The organism is Flavobacterium sp. SLB02, assembly GCF_009664855.1.
Lineage (GTDB): Bacteria > Bacteroidota > Bacteroidia > Flavobacteriales > Flavobacteriaceae > Flavobacterium.
The window spans coordinates 3,941,206-3,958,533 of the sequence record NZ_CP045928.1; the positions used below are offsets into that span (position 1 = coordinate 3,941,206).

A 17,328-nucleotide genomic window follows, 5' to 3' on the forward strand; every position below is an offset into this window, starting at 1 on the left:
CTGGAAAACCAAGCATTACACCAATGCTCTTCAGGGAACAGATTTTCTGTATTATTCACGTCCAGAAACCCTTAAAGGAGATTTTTTTCTTCAGCGTTTGGTTTTTTACAATTTAGAGAGCCAGGACAGCGTTTTTGTAAATAACATAAAATCATCCCGGTTTTTAAAGAACCAGGCCATTGTATATGTACAAATTGAAAAAGACAGAGCATATTTAAAATACGGAATTCCAGGGGGTAAAGAGGAAACTCTCTACAGCGCCAGAGCAACTGATTTTGGTGATTTTCAATTAAATGAAAAACAAAACGGCGGTACTTTTACCCTAAAGGGAACCAATAGTACCGATTTCAATATGGTCTATTATTTTAATCTGACTAATAAATCAACAAAGCCAGTGTTCAATTATGATGATGTTCTCTTAAAGGATCCTGACTTTTCAATTTCAAAAACAGCTTATGGACTAAATCAAGAGAGTACTTTCATTGCATTGGTAGTGAATTCTCATAAGGGGCAGGAAAATACTCAGATTGCCAGATCAAATATTGAAATTTGGAGATCCAACCAGGGAAGTATGGAGCGCAGACAAGAAATGCTGCGAAATTCAAAAACACTTCCAAGCGAACCAAAGTTTCTGTATGATATCAAAAACAACAAAGTGGTTAAAGTGGCTTCAGTTGGCCAATTTGATCAGGTAATTATCCCGGAATCAGGGAACTTCAAAGGTGTATTTGCCCTTGATAAAAAACCATACACAATAGAAGTAGACTGGACTTTTAACGAACGTAGTGATCTTTATTGGATTGATGCTTCAACAGGACAAGCGAGAAAAGTACTAACAGGAGTTTTTGGTAGCCCATCCTCTAATCCACAGGGAACTTTTGCTGTTCTTTATGATGAGAAACAAAAATGCTGGATGGTTTTTGACAGTGAGACAATGCAGTTTAAAAACATAAGTTCACAGATTCCTTTCCCTGTTTTTGATCAGAATGTAGATATGGCATCTGCCAATACTGCCTTTGGTCTGGCAGGCTGGTTAAATAACGGCAATACAGTTGTGCTTTACGATCAGTATGATTTGTGGGCAATTGATCTTACCAATCAAAAAAAGGCCTATTGTATCACTGAGGGTTTTGGAAGAAAAAACAATATAGAACTTCGTTATAACGAAAATGGCTTTATAGGGGATTTAGACCATAGAGAGTCAATTACTTTAGTAGGTTTTGATACTGTGCATAAATCTAAAGGAGTTTACCAATTAACCAATAAGAATTCTATAACAAAGGTATTTGCAAATCCTGATTATAATGTAAAGATTGAGACTGTTTCAGCAGATAATTCAACGGTACTTTTTACAAAAGAAAGCTATACTATTTTTCCGGATTTATGGTGGGGAACAGCTAGTTTTGGATCTCAGCAAAAAGTTACCGATCTCAATCCACAGCAAAAAACATATGCCTGGGGAACTGCAAGAGTATTGACCTGGAAAAGCTTCAGCGGAAAAGAAAACCAAGGTAATGTCTATCTTCCGGAGAATTACCAAAGCAAAAAAACATACCCTGTTATTGTTCATTTTTACGAAAAACATACCCAAGATTTCAATGTGTATCAAGCCCCTGAGGTTAGTACATCAAACATCAATATTCCAACTTTAGTGAGCCAGGGCTATATTGTTTTTCAGCCAGATGTACATTACAGGTATGGAGATCCGGGAAACAGTGTGTATAATGATGTAATTAGCGGTGTTGAATATCTAATTGCACAAGGCATGACCGAAAAAGGAAAAATTGGCATTCAGGGACATAGTTTTGGCGGTTACCAAACCTCATTTTTACTTACTAAATCAGATCTTTTCAATTGTGCAATTGTAGGTTCTGGAGTAAGTAATTTTACGGCCAATTATCCCGTTATGCGATCCAATGGGATTTCCACCATGTTCAAGTACGAAGCTGATCAATACCGTATGGGAAGTTCTCTATATGATAATTTGCAGGGATATATTGAAAACTCCACGATTTTTGCCGCTAAGAATATTAAAACTCCTGTACTTATTTTTCATAATGATAATGATCGTGCAGTGCCTTATCAGGAAGGGCAATCCTTATTTTTTGCACTTCGTCGTTTAGGAAAAACAGCCTTATTGGTCAACTATAAAAAAGAAGGACATACTCTAGAGGATGCTGCAAATAAAAAAGACTGGACAATCAAAATGCAACAGTATTTTGATTATTATTTAAAAGGTTCGGATAAACCCAACTGGATGTAGTACAAGCCTATATATTAGTATAATCCTAAAGCCTGTTATTTGAAGGTTTCTTAATCAAGCCTTCAAATACACAGCAGGAATTTCTTATACTAAATTTAAGAAAAATCAATCAAAAAAACATTAGAAATCAATAAGATGAAAGTAAAAATAGTTTTAGTGCATTTTATGATTCTGGGTTTAACTCAGGTATCAGCACAATTTAAAACAACAATCCCCTTGCGAAAAGATGTAGTTCATGGCACTTTGAGTAATGGAATGCAATATTTTATTCTACATAACCAATGGCCCAAAGACAGAGCAGATTTTTACTTTGTTCAGAATGTAGGGGCCATTTTAGAGGACGAGAATCAAAATGGTCTGGCGCACTTTTTAGAACATATGGCTTTTAACGGAACAGAGCATTTTAAAGGAAAAGCAATAATTGATATGTTGGCCAAACATGGTGTAACCTTTGGTCGTGATATTAATGCATATACAGCCCATGATGAAACGGTTTACAATTTAAGCAATGTACCGGTTAAGAATCCCGCTTTATTGGATTCATGTTTATATGTTTTGCACGATTGGTCTGGTTTTTTATCTTTAAAAGATGCCGAAATTGATGCCGAAAGAGGCGTGATTCAAGAAGAGTGGCGTACCAGAAGAAACGCCGATTTAAGAATTGGATCGCAGTTAGAACCGGTCATTTACAACGGGTCAAAATACGCAAAAAGAGATGTTTTGGGAGATATGGATCTTATCCGAAATTTCAAATACAAGCAGTTACGGGATTACTATAAAAAATGGTATCTGCCAAACCATCAGGCCGTAATTGTTGTTGGAGACATTGATCCTGCCAAAATAGAACAGCAGGTTAAGAAAATAATGGGTTCAATTCCAATGCCTGCCAACGCTGTAGAGCGTACTTATGAAGTAATTGCTGATAACGATAAATTGTTGTATAAACTGGCCTTGGACAAAGAAGCGCAGAGAACATCCATTTCATTAAACTTTAAAAAGAATAAACCAGTAATTCAGGATCTTGCAGCCTTTGAAAATAGTATTGCAGAACAATTGGCCTTACAAATGCTCAACAATCGTTTTAGAGAATATACATTAAACAACGAAACGGCTTTACTCTCAGTGGGAGTAAGTCATTCGAGTTTAACGCGTTTGACCTCTTTTTTTACCTTAACGCTTAATCCTAAAAACGCACGATTGCTAGAAGCCTTTGAGCAGGCGTACACAGAATATGAGCGAGCAATTCAAAATGGTTTTACCAAAGAAGAACTCGATCGTGTAAAAGAAAATATGCGCACGGGTTATGAAAATCAGCTAAAAAACAAAGATAAGATCAGTAATGAAAACTGGGCTTCGCAATTGCAGAATTACTTTTTAGAGGCTTCTCCTGTAATGAGTTTAGAAGACGAGGTGGAGTTGGTAAAAGCAACTTTAGCTAAAATAGACCTAAATGGAATCAATAAAGTCTTTCGCGCCCTTCCAACAGAAAAAAATCAGGTTTTAACCGTTTCAGGACCAGAAAAAGAAAATCTTACCTATCCAAGTGAGACAGATTATACTGCGGTAATTAAAAAAGTAAAAGAGCAAAAGTTAGCACCTTATAGCGAGACAGTTGCAAATGCTGCTTTGGTCGCAGATAAACTTACCGTTAAACCAATTGTTAAGAGATTTGAAATTAAAGGAATCAAAGAAGCCAAAGGATATACTTTAGATAATGGAGCCAGGGTAATTATCTATCCAACCACTTTAGCACAGGATCAGATTCTTTTTTCAGCCTTTAGCCCGGGAGGAATTTCTTTATTGCCACAAGAAGATCTTGCATCCTCACAAATTGCAGCAGTTTTAGCCAAAAACTCCGGATTAGGAGATTTTAAAGTTACCGATTTACAAAAACAACTTTCAGGAAAGACCGTAAAGGTAAGTCCTTTTATTGGTGAACATTACGAAGGTTTTAGCGGAAGTGCCGTTAAAAAGGATTTAGAAACACTCTTGGAACTGACGTATTTATATTTTAAAAATCCAAGATTCGAGAGTCAGGCCTACAAGCGAATCATCGATTATTATGGCAATACACTTGAAAATATAAATCAAGATAACAGCAAAATCTTTGGAGATACAATTGCTTTGTTAGACACTAACCACAGTAAAAGAACTTTTCTTTTAAGCAAAGAAAACCTTGGAGAACTAAACTTTGAGCTTGCCTGTAAAATATACAAAGAGCGTATTTCAAACGCTTCTGATTTTACTTTTGTTTTTGTTGGAAATATTGCTGAGAATGACCTTGACCTAATCAATAAATATCTGGGGAATCTTGCAGGAAATAAAACTCAGGAAAAGTTCATAGACCATAAAACAGCAATGGCAAAAGGATTTTCTAAAGAAAAACTGATCAGAGAGATGAGTATTGCTAAAACCAGTATTTATGTACATCTGGAAAATAGAAATGTAGTGTTTTCAGAGAAAAACCAAATTATGGCCTATATGCTTTCCCAATTATTAGACAAACGTTATTTAGAAAAAATCAGAGAAGACCAGGGCGGAAGTTATGGTGTACAAACCCAGAGTTCATTATCTAGAGATCCATCTGCGGTTTTCTCCCTTCGTATAAGCTTTGACTGTAATCCTGAAAAAGACGACAAATTGCTTGACATTGTATATAAGGAACTGGACAGTATTGCAAAAAATGATGTTTCAGATAAAGATTTATCAGACATTAAAGAAGATTTGATCAAAAGCAATCAGCAAAATATCAGGTCCAATTCATATTGGATCAGTACTATTGTAGAGCAGTTAAAAACTAGCGATAAATTCCTAAGCAGCTCTCAATATGAGACACTGATTAAAAATATTTCGATAAAAGATATTAAAAAATATGCAAGTCAAGTACTTCGGCAAGCAGATAAAGTCCAGGTCTTGATGCAGGCAAAGACAAGTGAGCCTGCTTTTAAGTAAGTATGATGTATAAGAACGGCAATTCTTAAGATTAATTTTAATAGTCTTTTATGAATTTTTGAATTAGTAAGCTTTTAGTAAAGACTAAAAAGAGCTGTTTGCCGACAGCTCTTTTAAAAAACCGGTAGTGTTCAAGATCAGGCATTTTTCTAAAATAACGATATGTTGTAGTAAAAGTGGGTTAATTTTAGTTTCAGTTTTGAAGATTTACTTTTGGACTTGAGTTTTTTTAATAGTTTAAATGAGTTGTTAAATATTTTGCCTCAATGAGAAGACTCGAATGATTTTTTTTCTTGAAAATACAGGGGCTTAAATTTTTTGATAAAATGCAAACCAAATTTATTGAACCACAAAAAGCCTGAAAAATATTGATTTCTCAGGCTTTCACTTTTAACCCTGTAAGCCTAAGGGGACAATTCTGGAGGTGTTTTGAAGATGCTTTAAAGAAAATTAATTTCATTACCTATTGATTGCTTTTCCAGTAACTTTTCTAAATATCAATTATGATTATTTGTTATAGATCATGTTTTCTATATTCTAAAAGTCTTTCGGCGATTTGTGTTTGAGAAAATCCTTTATTTTTCATATTCAAATCAAACTCAATTAAGTTCTCAATATATTCAATGGGAAATAGTTGGATATATTTAATACCATCTTTTTCAAAGAGTAATTCATCTTGTGTTTTGCTCAACTTCAAAAATTCGGATATCGGCTCTCATGTATAAATCCTTCTTCATATAGACTAATAATGCTTCAGACTCGGTATCTATCCTGGCACACTAATTAAATTTTCCAGTTTTTTTAAGGATTAAATACTGTATGTATTAATTCAATTAATTTCATATTTCTAATGTAACGTCTTTATAATTAAGCCTTAATCCAAAAACAAGAGACCAAATTCTAGACTAGAATTATTAAATTAATACTATTTTTTATTTAAAATTAATTATTCTTTTTTTTAAATTACTAACTTAGAGTATAATACAACTCACAAACAGCAGTAATTTATTAGTATGATAGCACGTTTCTTAAAAGTCAGACAAAAAACAGAACAAATTTGCACTCCCTTACTTGTAGAGGATTATTCGGTACAACCCAGCGATTTTGCTTCGCCGCCAAAGTGGCATTTGGCCCATACTACCTGGTTTTGGGAAGAGTTTCTACTCACCAAATACAACCCTGATTATAGAGTTTACCATCCTGATTTCTCTTATTTATTTAATAGTTATTACAATACAGTTGGAAAAAGGGTGCAGCGTCCCGCCAGAGGATTTATGACAAGACCATCTGTAGAGGCTGTTTACGCTTACAGGAATTCTGTTACTGCTGCCGTTGAACTGTTTATGAAAAACGATTTGAACCGGGAAATACTTGATATTATTGAGATCGGAATCAATCACGAAGAACAGCATCAGGAACTCTTAGTATACGATATAAAATACCTATTGGGAACACAGGCCACTTTTCCTTACTATGGTAATCATTTTTTACCTCTTGCAGAACAGAAAGAGACTGGTTTTATAAAAATTGAAGCGGGGGTATATGAAATTGGACATGCAGGATCTTCTTTCTGTTTTGATAATGAACTAGGAAGACATAAAGTGTATTTGGCTGATTTTGAAATTTCAAATGCATTGGTAACCAATGGGGAATACCTGGAGTTTATAGAAGAGGGCGGTTACAGCAACTTTAATTACTGGCATGATGAAGGTTGGGCATGGGTCAACCAAAATGAAGTTCAAGGGCCATTGTACTGGCATAAAATAGAAAATCAATGGTATGTATATCATCTAAATGGCTTGCAGAAAATCGAAGCAGATTTACCTGTCATGCACCTGAATTATTACGAAGCTTTTGCTTATGCCCAATGGAAAGAAATGCGATTGCCCACAGAATTTGAATGGGAAATAGCCAGCAGCCAATTCTGCTGGGGAAAAGCTTGGGAATGGACCAACAGTGCTTATCTGGCTTATCCCAATTTTAATAAAGCGCCCGGTGCACTTGGAGAATATAACGGAAAATTTATGGTCAATCAAATGGTTTTAAGAGGAGCTTCAATAGCAACGCCCGAGCACCATAGCCGAAAGACCTACCGTAATTTTTTTCATGCCTCAATGCGTTGGCAGTTTTCCGGTGTACGATTGGTGAGGTGATTTTTTGAAATCAGCTCAGTTTTAAAAAACAAAAATACTATGAAAAAGTTTGATTATATTATCATCGGAAGCGGACAGGCAGGTATTCCTTTGGCCTTTAGCCTATCAAAAGAAGGAACCGTTGCCATTATTGAAAAGAGTTTTTTAGGAGGAACATGCGTCAATAATGGTTGTATCCCCACCAAAGCGTATGTCGCCAGTGCCCGAAGAGTCTGGGATGCTTTTCATGGTGATGATTTAGGTGTTGAAATTCCTAAAGGAACAAAAGCCAACCTCAAAAAAATTAAAGCGCGTAAAGATGAGTTGGTCAATGAATCCCGTTCCAATATCGAGAAAGCGATTAACAGAGATGAAAAAATTACCTTATATCATGGTGAAGCTCATTTTTTGAGCAACTATCAGGTAAAAGTTGCAGATACAATCCTGACTGCCAAAAAAATATTTATCAATGTAGGGGCAAGGGCAGTAGTGCCTGAAGAATATCAGCAGGTTCCTTTTTATACCAATGAAAACATTCTGGAAATTACAGAGATTCCTAAACATTTGATCATCATAGGAGGAAGTTATATTGGTTTGGAATTTGCTCAGATCTTCAGAAGGTTTGGCAGTGAAGTCACCATCATTGAACGTAATAAAGAATTGATCAACAGAGAAGATCAGACCGTAACTGATGTGGTAGCTCAAATCATGAAGGCAGAAGGTGTCGATCTTGTTTTTAATGCCAAAGACATTAGTGTAAAAGAAAATAAAAAACAGAGTATTATCCTTAAGACAGATACTGCGGAAATAAATGGGACGCATTTGTTATTAGCCATTGGTCGGGCTCCTAATACCGATACGCTGCAATTGGAGAATACCACTATTAAATTGGATGATAAAAAGTATATAAAAGTCAACAATTACTGTCAGACAAATGTTCAGGGTGTTTTTGCCATTGGAGATTGTAACGGTCAAGGCGCTTTTACACATACGGCCTACAATGATTTTCAAATTGTGAAGAGTTTTCTTTTAAAGAAAAAAAAGCGAAAAATTAGCGAGAGAATCACCACTTACGGATTATTTATAGATCCGCCTCTGGGCAGAATTGGAATGACAAAAAAAGAAGCCCTGGAAAAAGGATATGAAATTTTGGTAGGGTATCGCCCAATGACCAAAGTAAATCGCGCTAAAGAAAAAGCAGAAACCCTGGGTTTTATGGAAGCTGTAATCGATGCTAAAACCAATCTTTTTTTAGGAGCTTGTGTCTTTGGCGTTGGCGGCGATGAAATCATAAATGGGATTACCAATTTAATGTATGCCAAAAAGCCTTATACCGTTTTAAGGGATTCGGTGCATATTCATCCCACGGTGAGCGAACTTATCCCAACGATGCTGGAAGATTTAAAACCCATTGCTAAATAAGAAGTATTTTAATGTTAAAATTATCCAGTCATTTTCGGGCCAACAATCTACTTCTGTACGGGATGATTTTTGGCGCTGTATTCTTTATAAGCGGAATCTTGGCGCCGGCTACTTTGTTATCTGTATTGAGTCAGATCAACAAACAATTACTAGGGGTTTTTAGTACTTATTATTTGGGATTGGGACTCCTTATAGTGCTCGCTTCTTTATTGTTGCTGTTTTTACCCATTCGAAATAAAAGATTGGGATCAGAAAAACCAGCATATTCCTATTTTAGTTGGATTGCCTTATTGTACAGTACCGGAATGGGTTCTGGTTTATTGCTTCGCGCGGTGCAGGAGCCAGTTTATTATTTCAATAATAGCCCGGTTCTCACTATTAATGCTAAAGAAACCGCACTTCAATATACCTTTTTCCATTGGGGTTTTACCCCCTGGGCCATGTACAGTCTGTTTGCTTTACTGGTTGCATACAATCTTTACATCAAAAAAGCACCTAATTTATTGCATGCCATAGTTCCTGATATTAAGAATAATGTACTGAAATTTAGCGCCATTCTTTTCATTGTACTGATCACCATTACAGGGGTAATTGCTTCATTAGGATTGGGTACAGCACAATTAATAGGCGGACTCAATTATACTTTTAAGACAGATATTGGAACCTCTTTTTTATTGATGAGTGTTTTTGTAATGGGATGCATCGCTACTTATTCTGCTTTGACAGGAATTACAAAAATGATTAAATTTTTGGCTGATTTTGATTTTGTTTTTTCCATTGTTTTAATGCTTTTTGTGGCTTTGTTTCTTAATTTCAATCTTTACCTCACCCAGACTTTTACGGCTTTTTATCAGTATGTGATTCATTTTTTTGAAATGAGTCTGGCTACAGGAGCTTACAGAACCAAAGGAACCTTTACCCAGGATTGGACGGTTTTCTACTGGGCATTCTGGCTGGCATGGGTTCCTTTTACCGGGATTTTTATTGCCCGTATTTCCAAAGGAAGAACAATAAAAGAATTTTTGATGGCTACCATTTTAGTACCCACTTTGGCCACCATCATCTGGTTTTCGATATTTGCTAATTCTGCTTTTGAGATTATAGACAAGGGGAATACTACAGAGTTTGATAACCTTTTTAGTTCTTTATTTGTTTTTTTAGAACATCTTCCATTTCACCAAATCACCTTTTTGGTTGCAGGTCTTCTAGTTGCTATTTCCATTATTAATTCAGTGGATTCAGCCATTTTTGTATTAGGGATGTTTAGTGACAAGGGCAATGAAAATCCATCTAAAAAACATAAGCTTGGTTGGGGTATTATCATTACTGCCACTGCATTAGGACTTACTGCCCTTGGCACCAGTGAACTGCTAAATGGGGTTAGTAATTTGTTAATTATTATGGCTTTACCTTTTAGCTTTTTGTATCTTTATTGTATAGTAGCATTCTTTAAAGAGAACATTTTTCGAAAATAGTATAACATCACGCATCGTTTTGTGTTGTATTTTTAAGATAACTTAAAATAAATAACCAATAGCCTTATATTATGAAAGAGACAGTGGTTTTAAATAAAAAAGAATCCCCAAAAAGCACAGTAGAGCAATTTAAAAAAGAAGTGAATCAGGGATTAAACGAGTCTTTGAAGAGCTTGCCTTCAAAGTTTTTTTATGATAAAAAAGGAGATGCTCTTTTTGTCGAAATTATGCATCTACCTGAATATTATATCACGCGTTCAGAGCATGAAATATTTAAAGATAAAAGCGCTTCGATAATTAAAGCATTACAATTAAATCAGGACACTTATTTTGAACTGATAGAACTTGGGGCAGGTGATGGCATGAAAACCAAAGAGCTGCTAGGGGAACTCTCGCGTGAAAATTACCAGTTTGACTACATTCCGGTAGATATTTCGCAAAATGCTTTAGAAAAGCTGCAAAAAGATCTCAATGAACAAATGCCTCATATTGGTGTAAAAACCAAACAAGGGGATTATTTTGAGGTTTTAGAATCATTAAAAGAGAATCAACATCCAAAAGTAATCCTGTTTTTAGGATCCAATATTGGCAATATGCCCGATGAGGTGGCCGAAGATTTTATTGCTAATCTGAGTGAAAATTTAAATTTTGGTGACAAGTTTTTTTTAGGGGTAGATTTAATAAAACCAGCAGCTATTGTTTTGCCTGCCTATAATGACAGCAAAGGTGTCACGGCTTCTTTTAATCTAAACTTGCTTGAACGAATCAACCGGGAACTGGATGCTGATTTTCAAATAGAAAATTTTAAACACCAACCTGAATACGATGAAAAACAAGGTATTGCTACTAGTTTTTTAGTAAGTACCAAAGAGCAGGATGTATTTATAAAAAAGCTCAATAAGATATTTCATTTTGGTAAAGGAGAGAAAATTTTGACTGAAATTTCAAGAAAATACAATGATAAAATATTGGATAAAATTCTAAAAAAGACAGCCTTTGTTATCAAAGAGCGAATTACGGATCGTAAAGAGTATTTTGCCAATTATGTTTTAGAGCATTTATAATGAAAATACAATCGTTAGGTATACTGGGATTAGGAAGCCGTTCTACTCTTTTTTATATTAAGGAACTCAACCGTCTTTATCATAATAAGAAATCCGGATACAGTACTTGTCCTTTTAAATTATGGAATGCCAATTTTGATGTGCTTAATAATTTGCTCCCTCAACCCTCAAAGAAGCTTACAGTGCTTGTTGATAATTATTTAGCAGAATTACAGCCTTTACAGGTAGATGCTATTCTAATTCCCAATATTACTTTGCATGAAACTATTGATAAACTAAGTATAATACCAAAGATTATTCATCCGGTGCACCTCACCATAGCCAAACTTAAGGAAGATGGTTTCAATGAGATCGTTTTAATGGGTTCATTGCATACAATGGAATCGAATTATTTAAAAGCCGCATTTAATAAGCAATGCATTGCAGTTGTACTTCCCGATGCAGAAGAACGCCTGATAATAGAGGGCGTTCGTAAACATATTTACTGGGAAACAGAAAGTGAAGAACTCTTAAAAGAGTTTGCCAATGTCATCAAAAAATACAGTACAAATTATGCTGTGGTATTGGCCTGTACAGAATTATCAGTAGCGTGGGATACTCTCGGTGTTAACGTTTTTGATATGTCCCGGATTCAAATAGAAACCGCTGTTAAAAATATAGAGTAGCTCAGCAAATATTTATTAGATTTGGGATCGTCACGAAGGCAGATATGTATGGTTTTTGTTTTTTCTTTAGGAATCGAAAAATCTAATCTGGTTTTGGGAATAATAAAGTTGGTTGGCCCATCTTCTAATCCAGGACTGCAGCATCGTTCTAATTAAATGAAGATTATAAAAAACGAAAAACGTAAAAAGCTTTAGATTTCTCTGAAGCTTTTTGTTTTTTTAAAATTTATTTTTCAAACTCTCATGCACAGTATATACTTAAAACTGTTCGAAAAAATTAAGATATAATTTAGCTCTAAGCAACCTACCTCAAATGAATTATTCTGTTTTGTGAGTTAAAAGACACCTCGATAGAATCTTTGAATTTTCGTCTTACTACCAAACCATCTACAGGATCATTTAATTTGAGTTTATGCAGTTTTGAATCTATTTTTAGCAAGACCAATTCCTGATCTTTAGATTTTAAATATCCAAAATATTTTAATGTAGGCCAGTTAAGGTTTGTAATTGGTTTTTTTGGTACTATTGCAGGCACTTTTTTTACCGGGTTATGATAGGAAACCAATTTTACCCGTGCTGCTTGTTGCTGAAATTGTTTATTTAAAAACGGATCTCGATTTATTTTTTCTAATGCAAATGTATCTTTATCAATTCTTTTAAGAGACAAATTCTTTGTCTGTATTTCAGTATTTGCAATAACAGTATTTTGGCCAAAGTAGCCATTAATAGTCTTAAAACCTACGGTTCCCCATAGGCCTAAAACTACAATAATTAGAATTATATTGATCTTTTTTTTTGCCATTATTAATTTACTGTAAACTTATATCCTGTGCTATTAGTTCCAATATTTCCAGCTCCATCAATAGCTCTAACTCTCCAGTAATATACTCCTTTAGTTGTAGATGTATATTGTAGTGTTGTTGTATTGCTGTTAATTGTGTCAACAATAGAATTAAAAGTAACATCGCTAGCAAATTCGACTACGTAAGAAATTGGAGATTTTGCCAGTCCAACATCTGCTGGAATACTCCACGTATATGTTACTGCCGTATTAACTAATTGAGTAGAATTGTCTGCCGGAAGCGTGTTTTTGGGCTGATTTGGTGAGGTAGTGTCAATATTGAATTTTCTGGCCGAATATTGTTTTGTTTCACTATCTGTGTTTTTGGCTTTTATTCTCCATTCATAATTTCCATCTTCCAATGTCGGCTTGTCGAGCATTACAGAATTGTCTGTTAAATCGTTTTTCGAAAAAACTTCTTCTCCGGTTGATGTTTTAACAACTTTTACGCTATAACTTGTTGCTTTATTGAGAGGTATCCAATTTAGGGTTACATTAATAAAATTTACAAATTTATCATTATCAGGACTGGATAATATAACTTGTTGATTAGTTAAATCATCGGGAATAGTGGTCGAAAAACTAGAAGGGAAGGAGTAGGTAGATTGATAAGCATAGTTTTCTGCACGTACACGCCAGAGATAATTTCCTGCATTAAGGGGAAGAGTTAAATTTGCTTTTGTAGTTAATGAATCCAATAATAACACCTGATCAGTTGTAAAAACCTGAATACGGTATTTATCTGCACCTTTTAAGCTGTTCCATTTAAAACTTACTACGTTGCTTTCAATTTTAGTATCTTTTGCCGGGGAAATGATTTGTACAATATCATTAGTAATATCTTCTTCAAGAATATCTTCACATGAATAAGTTAATATTGCAAGGCTTATTAATATAATTTTATTTATTGTTTTCATAGTTTTGGAAAATCATTTTTAAATGTAAAACTTCAGATTTATTGTTCTTTTTTGTGGTGTAAAAATTTTGACTTACCATTCGTGAAAAATCAAATTTTTTCTCAAAATTATATGCCAGTTCTAATAGTTGATTCGCATTTCCGGTAACATCCAGCTGATTTGTAATAATATGATAATCATCTTCAGGGAAATCATGTATGGGTTTTAAATCACTTATAGATATGTTCTTTGAATTTGTTGATGCAAAACTTACAATGCCTTGCTGTACCATTTCTTTTGTAACACCTTCTTTGCCTATAATTTTATCTAAGTATGCTATGTCATTGGTTAATGTTCCTGTACTTTTAGATTTTTTGTTAATATCATCGGCTTTTTTTGATAGCATTTTATATTCTGAAATAACTTCAAATAAGGTATGAAATGATCTTTTGTATGCTGTTGCCGAAAGCATAAAAAAGAGTATTATCAAGGCATAAAATTTTTGTTTATAGGAATAGTTTTCAAACATTTTTAATAATTATTTTAATTTCAAATATTGATTTATTTTTTTTATCCTTTTTCAAACTAATGATTTCAAATCGTTGCAGCCAATTCATCTTCTTTAAATTCTCCAACCAAAAATTAAATGCTGATTCCTGAAATGTTTCGCCTTTAATAATGATTGTATCACTATTAAATAAAGCTTTCTTATTCTCTTTGTATTCTTCTTTTAAAGGGACAACGTTTAATTCGTTTAAAGAAACACCACCTGGAATTGTTCGGATAATTTCATAACTATAAAAAGAAAGAAATTTAGAGGACAAAACTCCCGATTCTTTTAAAACTCCAAGTTTTTTTTCTTTCTCAGCTTCTAAATCCAATATGAGTTGATAGGACTGATTAGAAAAAACAGTTTGAAGATTTAGTTCAGAATTCTTGGTACCGTAATATTGAATTAAAAAATAGCTGATTAACAATGAACCAAGAAAACCGCATAGAATGGTAATTCCAAGAATATTAAAAGCTTTTTTATAAATTAATTCTTCATTATTTAAACTATCATTTATAGTTTTTGAAACTTCTCTCTGTTTTACAAAAAAGTGAATAATGGCCCCATATAAAGGTAAAAAAATGTTCGAAATATTTTCTTCTCCAATTTGATAATTGACTGCTGTTGCATTTTCATTTTGTTTAGAAAAGCCAATTAGTTTTTCATTTTCAAACTCTAATTTTAAATCAGTCGAAAGTAGATTTTCTTTTTTTAAGGCATTGTTTAATAAAGCTGCTAAAAATGAACCAATATAAACGTCGATAATCTGAAAGCCTTTTTTTTGAAACTGTGTAATGGTTTGCTCGACAATATTTTTTCTGCAAAAACTCATGAAATTTGATTTTGCACCTTTTATATCTGTATAATAAATGGCATTGTAATCGATGTTTTTTTGCCAATTTACATCTGTTTCATTTTCAAAATCAATTTCTTTATTTAAAACTCCTTTTCCTTCTACAACTATCAAAAGAGGAAGTTTTCTGTCTGCTACTTTTGTTAATGCTTCAAAGTTTTCAAAAGTTTGTTTAGAAACAATAGAAACCTTATTTGCTTTCTTTTTAATAGTAAGCAAATTATAGATTTCGTAATCTTCTTTTTTGATTACTCCAACAACATTTAAGTCGTTAATTTTTACGAATTTTGATAGAGTGGCAAACATCCTTAATAAATAACGGTTGGTTTAATAAAAATGTGAAGTTTAGAATCACTTTTTGCTTTTTTTCTACTGCTAAAAAACCATTTAATAATAGGTATTCTGGAGATTAACGGAGTTCCTGTTCCTGAGTTTTCTTTTTTCAATTCATCAAGGCCGCCCAGTAATATCATTTCGCCATTTTTCACCCTTACCAGAGATTCAAATTTTTGAGTAGCTTTTCCCGGAGGCGCATCTTCACCAACTCTGGCAAGGAAAGAACTTTTTTCTACAGCAATAGTCAATGTTACATTTTCATCTGTAGAAACATAAGGCTTTATCGATACACTTAAATTGGCATCTGTAGATTTCCAGGTTCCGGAATTCAAAATGTCGTTACCAATACTGTTATTGATTAATCGGTTATTTTGCTCGAAATAATAACTGGTTTCTCCAATAGATAATTTGGCCTCATGTCCACTTATAGTTGCTATTTTTGGCGTAGATTCAATTTTTAACACTGAGTTGTTTTCCAGAAGTTTAAGGTTGAGGTAAAAAGATTCGGTTACTTTTCCGAGTTTAAAAAGACCAAAACCATTAAAAGCATTTATCAAGCTATTCACTGAAGAGCCATTGAGAGTTACATCAGAATTAGGAAACAAAACACCAGTTGTTTTGACAGAATTTAGTTTGTCTAATCCTGCTTTCATTCCGGTTTGTATATCATAAGACTTATTGTATTGCACAATAATAACCTCTATTTGTACCATAGGTACAACTTTATCAATTTGCTTGATGTAAATTTTTAACTCCTCCAGAATAGATCTTGATCCGGAAACAATTAATCCATTTAATTCTATAAATTCTTTTATTTCTAATTTTTCAGAAAAAACCTTTGGTAGCGTATTGATAACAGACTCAATAGATCTGTTTTCTAATTGGATCATTTCTGTAACTCTTAATCCCTCAGTAGCTTCTTCACCAATTAAGTAGAAGTTATCCTGCTTTTTGTAGGTATATTTTTTTCCTTTAAATATGTTTGCCAAAAGCTCATCAAAAGTAATACTGTCAGCAGAGAGTGTTGTTTTTTCGTTTTCAGGTTTGTTGTATAAAAAGTAATTGATATGAAGTTTTTCTGCAGCTTCGGTCAATAAATCTGATGCATCTGCGATATAGGCGTTTACTTGCAAAAAACCTTGTTTATTTACATTTACTTCATAAAATCCGGGAACTCCAAGGCTTACTCTTGCTTGTTTAGCTTTAGGACCAATGGCTAAAGCATTTACATTTTGAGTAGTGTTTTTTTGCAGGAAATAAACATCGTTATCGTCTTTTGTAGCGCTTAAATCATTTGATTTTGCCATCATTTCAATTACCTGATCAAACGGACGATTTAAGATATAAGAAGATATTTTTATGTTTTTTACATCTTGTGCTAAAACTAAATTCTTTCCTGACTTATCAATAATTGCTTTTGCAACTGCAGATAAGGTATCATTTTCTAGTCTTACAGAGAGGAAATCATTTTGCGAATTGTACGTTACATCGATGATTTTAGGTTGTTTTTTTTCAACTATAGCTATGACTTTTCTTTTTTTGAAAACGATAATATTACTCATAAATGAGACATCAAGATCGTATTTTTGAGTCAGATGTATAAAAACATCTTTTACAGTTACATCAAAAAAGTTATTGGCTACCGGTTGATTCAATTCAGTATCAACATCTATGTTTAACTGATGCTCCTCGGCTATTGATGCAATAAAATCATGAAGTGTTAGCCCGGAAACATCTATTTTAATAGTTTCATTTAAACCTTTCTTTTGTATTGCAAACTCGTCAAACTTTCGCCCCAGTTCGACAATGTCTTGCTGAGCGAAAATAATATTTGAAAAAAATAACGCAGCTAGTGCGAAAACTATCTGTTTTAGCATTT

At 33.7% G+C, this 17,328-nt stretch carries 12 protein-coding genes; 7 read left to right on the forward strand and 5 right to left on the reverse strand.

Features of this window, described 5'->3' with window-relative positions:
• The 7 genes from GIY83_RS14465 to GIY83_RS14495 all read left to right on the forward strand — a co-directional run.
• Nucleotides 1–2,263: S9 family peptidase (locus GIY83_RS14465; protein WP_208682051.1), on the forward strand; the 2,263-nt coding region annotated here is incomplete at its 5' end.
• Nucleotides 2,264–2,398: 135 nt separating this feature from the next.
• Nucleotides 2,399–5,215 (forward strand): pitrilysin family protein, encoded by a 2,817-nt coding sequence (locus GIY83_RS14470; protein WP_208682053.1) that lies wholly within the window; start codon nt 2,399–2,401, stop codon nt 5,213–5,215.
• 1,013 nt (nt 5,216–6,228) lie between these two features.
• Entirely contained in the window at nt 6,229–7,368 is a 1,140-nt protein-coding gene (egtB, locus tag GIY83_RS14475; protein ID WP_208682055.1) for an ergothioneine biosynthesis protein EgtB, read from the forward strand.
• 39 nt (nt 7,369–7,407) lie between these two features.
• Nucleotides 7,408–8,769, forward strand: a complete 1,362-nt coding sequence (locus GIY83_RS14480; protein WP_208682057.1) for a mercuric reductase — start codon at nt 7,408–7,410, stop codon at nt 8,767–8,769.
• Between the two features lie 11 nt (nt 8,770–8,780).
• On the forward strand, nt 8,781–10,244 hold the full coding sequence (locus tag GIY83_RS14485) for a BCCT family transporter (protein ID WP_208682059.1): 1,464 nt from the start codon (nt 8,781–8,783) through the stop codon (nt 10,242–10,244).
• Nucleotides 10,245–10,315: 71 nt separating this feature from the next.
• On the forward strand, nt 10,316–11,308 hold the full coding sequence (locus GIY83_RS14490; protein ID WP_208682061.1) for an L-histidine N(alpha)-methyltransferase: 993 nt from the start codon (nt 10,316–10,318) through the stop codon (nt 11,306–11,308).
• The gene (locus GIY83_RS14495; RefSeq protein ID WP_208682063.1) at nt 11,308–11,973 is read left to right on the forward strand and encodes an aspartate/glutamate racemase family protein; all 666 of its coding nucleotides are present in this window, start codon (nt 11,308–11,310) and stop codon (nt 11,971–11,973) included. The genes GIY83_RS14490 and GIY83_RS14495 overlap by 1 nt, the downstream gene beginning before the upstream one ends.
• Nucleotides 11,974–12,277: 304 nt before the next feature.
• Here GIY83_RS14495 and GIY83_RS14500 read toward each other — a convergent pair whose 3' ends face one another.
• From GIY83_RS14500 to GIY83_RS14520, 5 genes are read right to left on the reverse strand one after another with little or no spacing between them, the layout of a single operon-like run.
• On the reverse strand, nt 12,278–12,775 hold the full coding sequence (locus tag GIY83_RS14500) for a hypothetical protein (protein ID WP_194617056.1): 498 nt from the start codon (nt 12,773–12,775) through the stop codon (nt 12,278–12,280).
• 2 nt (nt 12,776–12,777) lie between these two features.
• Complete coding sequence (locus GIY83_RS14505; protein ID WP_208682065.1) at nt 12,778–13,731, reverse strand: hypothetical protein; 954 nt, start codon at nt 13,729–13,731, stop codon at nt 12,778–12,780.
• Nucleotides 13,715–14,239, reverse strand: a complete 525-nt coding sequence (locus tag GIY83_RS14510; RefSeq protein WP_208682067.1) for a hypothetical protein — start codon at nt 14,237–14,239, stop codon at nt 13,715–13,717. Before GIY83_RS14510 ends, GIY83_RS14505 begins: the two co-directional genes overlap by 17 nt.
• Entirely contained in the window at nt 14,232–15,419 is a 1,188-nt protein-coding gene (locus GIY83_RS14515) for a hypothetical protein (protein WP_208682069.1), read from the reverse strand. Before GIY83_RS14515 ends, GIY83_RS14510 begins: the two co-directional genes overlap by 8 nt.
• A gap of 2 nt (nt 15,420–15,421) precedes the next feature.
• Complete coding sequence (locus GIY83_RS14520; protein ID WP_208682071.1) at nt 15,422–17,326, reverse strand: type II secretion system protein GspD; 1,905 nt, start codon at nt 17,324–17,326, stop codon at nt 15,422–15,424.
• Between the last annotated feature and the right edge of the window lie 2 nt (nt 17,327–17,328).